This window comes from Actinomadura livida, assembly GCF_014648675.1.
In the GTDB taxonomy this organism is placed as follows: Bacteria; Actinomycetota; Actinomycetes; order Streptosporangiales; family Streptosporangiaceae; genus Spirillospora; species Spirillospora livida.
This window is the reverse complement of record NZ_BMRO01000004.1, coordinates 506,251-510,770: the sequence shown is the minus strand read 5'-3', so window position 1 is coordinate 510,770 and position 4,520 is coordinate 506,251. Positions and strand designations below refer to the sequence as shown.

Sequence of the window (4,520 nt, the reverse complement as noted above, 5' to 3'; positions counted from 1 at the left end):
GGTGGCCGCCGAACGGGCCGGGTTCGACGACGTGTGGCTGGCCGAACACCACTTCATGTCGTACGGGGTCGTCCCGTCGGCCACGCTCATGGCCGGGCATCTCCTCGCCGTCACCCGGCGGATCCATGTCGGGACGGCCGTCAGCGTCCTGTCCACCCAGCACCCGGTGGCGCTCGCGGAGCAGGCGGCGATGCTGTCACTGCTGTCGGGCGGCCGGTTCCGCCTCGGCGTGGGACGCGGCGGCCCCTGGCGCGACCTTGAGGTGTTCGGCACCGGCCTGCCCCGCTACGAGCACGGCTTCGCCGAATCCCTGGACCTGCTCCTCGCCTGGCTGCGGTCGGACCGCGTCTCCTGGCAGGGCGAGCACTTCCGCTTCCGCGAGGTACCGGTCGTCCCGCGCGCGCTTGCCCCGCCCCCGGTGACGGTCGCGTGCACGTCCCCCGCCACGGAGGCGCTGGCGGCGGAGCGCGGCCTGCCGATGCTGCTGGGCATGCACGTCGGACCGGAGGAGAAGGCGGCCGCCGTCGCCCGGCACGGCCTGCCGGACCTCCCGCACATCTCCACCCATGTCGCCCAGGTCGCCGACACGCGCGAGGAGGCCACCGCAACTCTCATGGCCGAGATGCCGCGCTGGCTGGACCCCGGCCTGGACGGCTACGTGCCTGTGGACGACCGTCCCCGCCCGCCCCGCGACCCCGTCGCCTACACGCGCCGCATGTGCGAGCTGCACCCCGTGGGCTCACCGGACGACTGCATCGACGCCCTCGTCACCACCGTCCGGAAGACGGGCATCCGGCACCTGATTCTCATGGTGGAGGCCGCCGGCTCCCGCGCAGCGGCCCTGGAGAACATAGCCCGCCTGGGCGAAGAGGTCCTCCCCAAGGTCCGCGCGGCCACGGCGTGACCGAGCGGAATGGCCCCGGAAACGACCGCGACGTGCCGCCTGTGGTCGCACAGGGGGCACGCCGCGGGGCGCGGGTCAGCAGTCGCGCAGCTCGGGAGACTGGTTGAGGATCTGCTCGCGGGCCGTGACGAACGTCCGGTGGGCGTCCGACTCGCCGGCGGGGAAGACGGCGACGCGGTGGCAGTTCTGGAACGCGAGCCTGATGCCGAAGTGCCGTTCCAGGGTGCCGCGCATGGCGTCGCTCGCCAGGACGCGGAGGAGCTGGCCGCGCGCCTGCTCGTCCGGCGGCGGCGTGAGGTTGTCGGCGAAGTCGCCGCCGTCCACCTGGAGCCGCGCCACCAGCCCGCTGATCATGTCCCACGCGTACGGGAGGGACGTCTTGATGCACTCGACGAACGCGGCGTCGCCGACCTCGCCCTGCTGTGCCGTCTCCAGGAGTTCCGGGGTCACGTCAAGAGACATGCGGGGGTCCTTTCGCCAGACGGAGGATGACTCCCACTCGCGACGCTAATCACGGTTTCCTGAGAATTCCAGGGGTTGACAAAGGTTTTCATTCCGCTAGCGGGGCGGGGACGGTCAGCGCTGGGGCGCGGCGCGCCGGGACGTCCGCCGGGGCGGGCGGGCGGCCGCGCGCTCGGCGCGGTCGGCCCAGAACTCGCGGGCGCGGCGGGCGAACCGGCCGGCACGCTCGGCCTCGGCCTCCGCCAGGCGCTCGCGCACCCGCTCCTTCATGAGCGACCGCATGATGTCGTGGTGATACACGGTCCCTCCTCTTCGATGCCGGCCACCGGACGCGGCCCGACATCCAAGAGGTTCTTCCTAAGGCGCCCGGACCCGCATCGGCATGACGCCCTAGATCCGCGGTCGCGCCGCCTTAGCCCGCACCGGGCACTAGAGTTGGGCGCCGTGCGTCTCGTTATCGCCCGCTGCAGCGTCGACTACGCCGGCAAGCTCACCGCCCATCTGCCGATGGCGCCGCGGCTGATCCTGATCAAGGCGGACGGAAGCGTGAGCGTCCACGCCGACGACCGCGCCTACAAGCCCCTCAACTGGATGAACCCGCCCTGCTCGCTGCGCGAGGAGAGCTACGAGGAGAACGGCGCCGTCGCGCGCTGGACGGTCACGCACGGCAAGTCGGGCGAGCGGCTCATCCTCACCATCGAGGAGATCCTGCACGACACGAGCCATGAGCTCGGCGTCGACCCCGGCCTGCGCAAGGACGGCGTGGAGGCGCATCTCCAGGAGTTGCTCGCCGAGCACATCACGACGCTCGGGGACGGCTACACGCTGATCCGCCGCGAGTTCCCCACCGCGATCGGCCCGGTCGACATCCTGTGCCGGGACGCCGACAGCGCCACGGTCGCCATCGAGATCAAGCGGCGCGGCGAGATCGACGGGGTCGAGCAGCTCACCCGGTACCTGGAGCTGCTCAACCGGGACCCGCACCTCTCGCCCGTCCGCGGCGTGTTCGCCGCCCAGGAGATCAAGCCGCAGGCCCGCGTGCTCGCCGCCGACCGCGGCATCCACTGCGTGACGCTCGACTACGACGCGCTGCGCGGCATCGAGCACGAGGGCACCCTTTTCTGAGCCTGCCCCCGTTCTGACCCCTGCCCAGCTTCTGACATGTCGTGCGGCCCGCAGTCCGGGTCGCCGGTAATGTTCAGGTATGCCGATGGCCACCACCACCGACGCGACGCGTGAACGGATCATCGACGCCGCCGACGAGTGCTTCCGCCGGTTCGGCGTGGCGAAGACGACGGTCGAGGACATCGCGGCCGCGGCGAAGCTGTCCCGGGCGACCGTGTACCGGAGCGTCACCGGGGGGCGGGACGAGTTGATCCTCGAGGTCGTGGTCCGGGACCTGCACCGGTTCCTGGACCGGCTCGCCGACCGGCTGCGCCGGGAGCGGTCGGTGGCCGAGGCGATCGTCGAGGGGACGCTCGACGCGATCGAGCACGTCCGCAACGAGCCGACGATCACCCATTTCCTGGTGCCGGAGGCGGCGGGGCACATGCAGGCGGCGGTGGCCGGCGCGGCGGAGCACGTGCTGGCGGTCTGCTGCGACTACGTGCGGCCGTCCTTCGAGAAGGCGCAGCGGCAGCGGACGCTCAGGGCCGACATCGAGGTGGAGGGGACGGTGGAGTTCCTCTTCCGCATCATCACCTCGCTGATCGTCATGGACCGCGACCGGGACCCCGAGGAGCTGCGCCGCTTCCTGCGCACCTACGTCGTTCCGGTCATCGCGGCGCCGTGACTCCGGCGAGCGGGTAGCTTCGAAGATCGAACGGGACCGGGGCGCCGGCGGAGACGGCGCGGCGAGAGGGGCCGAAGCGATGGAGGGGACTGCGCACGGGACGCGAGGGGGTGCGGCCGTCCGGCCGAGCCCGATCTTCCTCGCGATCGTGGCGGCGACGGTCCTGTGCGGCCTGATCGCCTGGCGGTACGCGGACGACCCGGCCAAGCCGGCCCGGCTCGCGGTGTTCGGGTTCGTGCTGGCGGCGTGGATGGTGTCGCTGTGCCTGCACGAGTTCGGGCACGCCTACATGGCCTACCGGTCGGGCGACCACAGCGTCGTCTCCAAGGGCTACCTGACGCTGAACCCGCTCAAGTACTCCGACATCACGCTCAGCTTCCTGATCCCGGTGGTGTTCATCGTGCTCGGCGGCATCGGGCTGCCGGGCGGCGCCGTCTGGATCGAGCGGCACCGGATCCGGGGGCGGCTGCGGCACAGCCTGATCTCCGCCGCGGGCCCGCTGTCGAACGCGCTGTTCGCGATCATGCTCGCGGTGCTCTACAAGAACTTCGCCCACCAGGACCACGGCGTGTTCTGGCTCGGCGTGGCGTTCCTGGCGTTCCTCCAGGTCACCGCCGCCGTGCTGAACCTGCTGCCGATCCCGGGGCTGGACGGCTTCGGCATCATCGAGCCGTACCTGCCGCGCGGCCTGGTCGACAAGGTCGCCCCCTACGGCGGCTACGCCTTTCTCATCCTGATCGCCCTGCTCTGGCTGGGGCCGGTCAACCAGGCGTTCTTCGACGTGATCTTCCACCTCACCGGGGCGCTGGGCCTGGACGAGTTCCCGATCCAGTTCGGGCACTCGCTCTTCCAGTGGTGGAGCGACTGACCTCGCTCGCCCTTGGGGTGACCGTCCGGGACGTAGGGTGATTTACTAGCCGGTACACACCTGCAAGCAATCACTTACCAGGCTCCTCCCGGGAGGTTCCTCATGTCCGTGGCCACGGAGAGCACCGAGACGTTCGCGTCCTTGAATCCGGCCACCGGCGAGGTCGTCGCCGAGCATCCCGTCCGGGACGCCGCCGCCGTCGCCGCGGCGGTCGAGCGGGCCCGCGAGGCGGCCGGCTGGTGGCGCGCCCTCGGCTGGAAGGAGCGCAGGCTCCGGCTCCTCAACATCAAGGGCTCGCTGACCCGCAACCTCAACCGGATGGCGGAGCTCGTCCACCAGGAGACCGGCAAGCCGCTCCAGGACGCCCAGCTCGAGACGATCATGGCGATATCCCACCTGGACTGGGCCGCGCGCAACGCGCAGAAGACCCTCGGCCCGCGCACCGTCTTCCCGGGCCTCATGGCGATCAACCAGAAGTGCGTGCTGGAGTACCA

Annotated in this window: 7 protein-coding genes; 5 read left to right on the top strand and 2 right to left on the bottom strand. The window is 71.0% G+C overall.

The genetic code is table 11. The annotated features are described in order from the left end of the window. Nucleotides 1–904: LLM class flavin-dependent oxidoreductase (locus tag IEZ03_RS12130; protein ID WP_189241187.1), on the top strand; the 904-nt coding region annotated here is incomplete at its 5' end. Between the two features lie 75 nt (nucleotides 905–979). On the opposite strand, the gene IEZ03_RS12125 is transcribed toward IEZ03_RS12130, so the two are convergent. After that, nucleotides 980–1,366 carry an SCO5389 family protein gene (locus IEZ03_RS12125; protein WP_184888200.1) on the bottom strand — a complete coding sequence of 129 codons (387 nt, stop codon included), beginning with the start codon at nucleotides 1,364–1,366 and terminating at the stop codon, nucleotides 980–982. A 114-nt stretch (nucleotides 1,367–1,480) separates the two neighbouring features. Continuing rightward, nucleotides 1,481–1,666: a hypothetical protein gene (locus IEZ03_RS12120; protein ID WP_132053638.1), complete on the bottom strand. Its 186-nt coding sequence runs from the start codon at nucleotides 1,664–1,666 to the stop codon at nucleotides 1,481–1,483. Nucleotides 1,667–1,810: 144 nt separating this feature from the next. Here IEZ03_RS12120 and nucS point away from each other — a divergent pair, with 144 nt between their 5' ends. The 4 genes from nucS to IEZ03_RS37785 all read left to right on the top strand — a co-directional run. Further along, nucleotides 1,811–2,491: an endonuclease NucS gene (gene nucS / locus IEZ03_RS12115; protein WP_184888202.1), complete on the top strand. Its 681-nt coding sequence runs from the start codon at nucleotides 1,811–1,813 to the stop codon at nucleotides 2,489–2,491. Nucleotides 2,492–2,570: 79 nt separating this feature from the next. Beyond that, nucleotides 2,571–3,158 carry a TetR/AcrR family transcriptional regulator gene (locus IEZ03_RS12110; RefSeq protein ID WP_132053643.1) on the top strand — a complete coding sequence of 196 codons (588 nt, stop codon included), beginning with the start codon at nucleotides 2,571–2,573 and terminating at the stop codon, nucleotides 3,156–3,158. Nucleotides 3,159–3,237: 79 nt separating this feature from the next. Then, nucleotides 3,238–4,026 carry a site-2 protease family protein gene (locus IEZ03_RS12105; RefSeq protein WP_184888204.1) on the top strand — a complete coding sequence of 263 codons (789 nt, stop codon included), beginning with the start codon at nucleotides 3,238–3,240 and terminating at the stop codon, nucleotides 4,024–4,026. Nucleotides 4,027–4,128: 102 nt separating this feature from the next. Next, the coding region (locus IEZ03_RS37785) for an aldehyde dehydrogenase family protein (protein ID WP_229808231.1) at nucleotides 4,129–4,520 on the top strand (392 nt) is incomplete at its 3' end.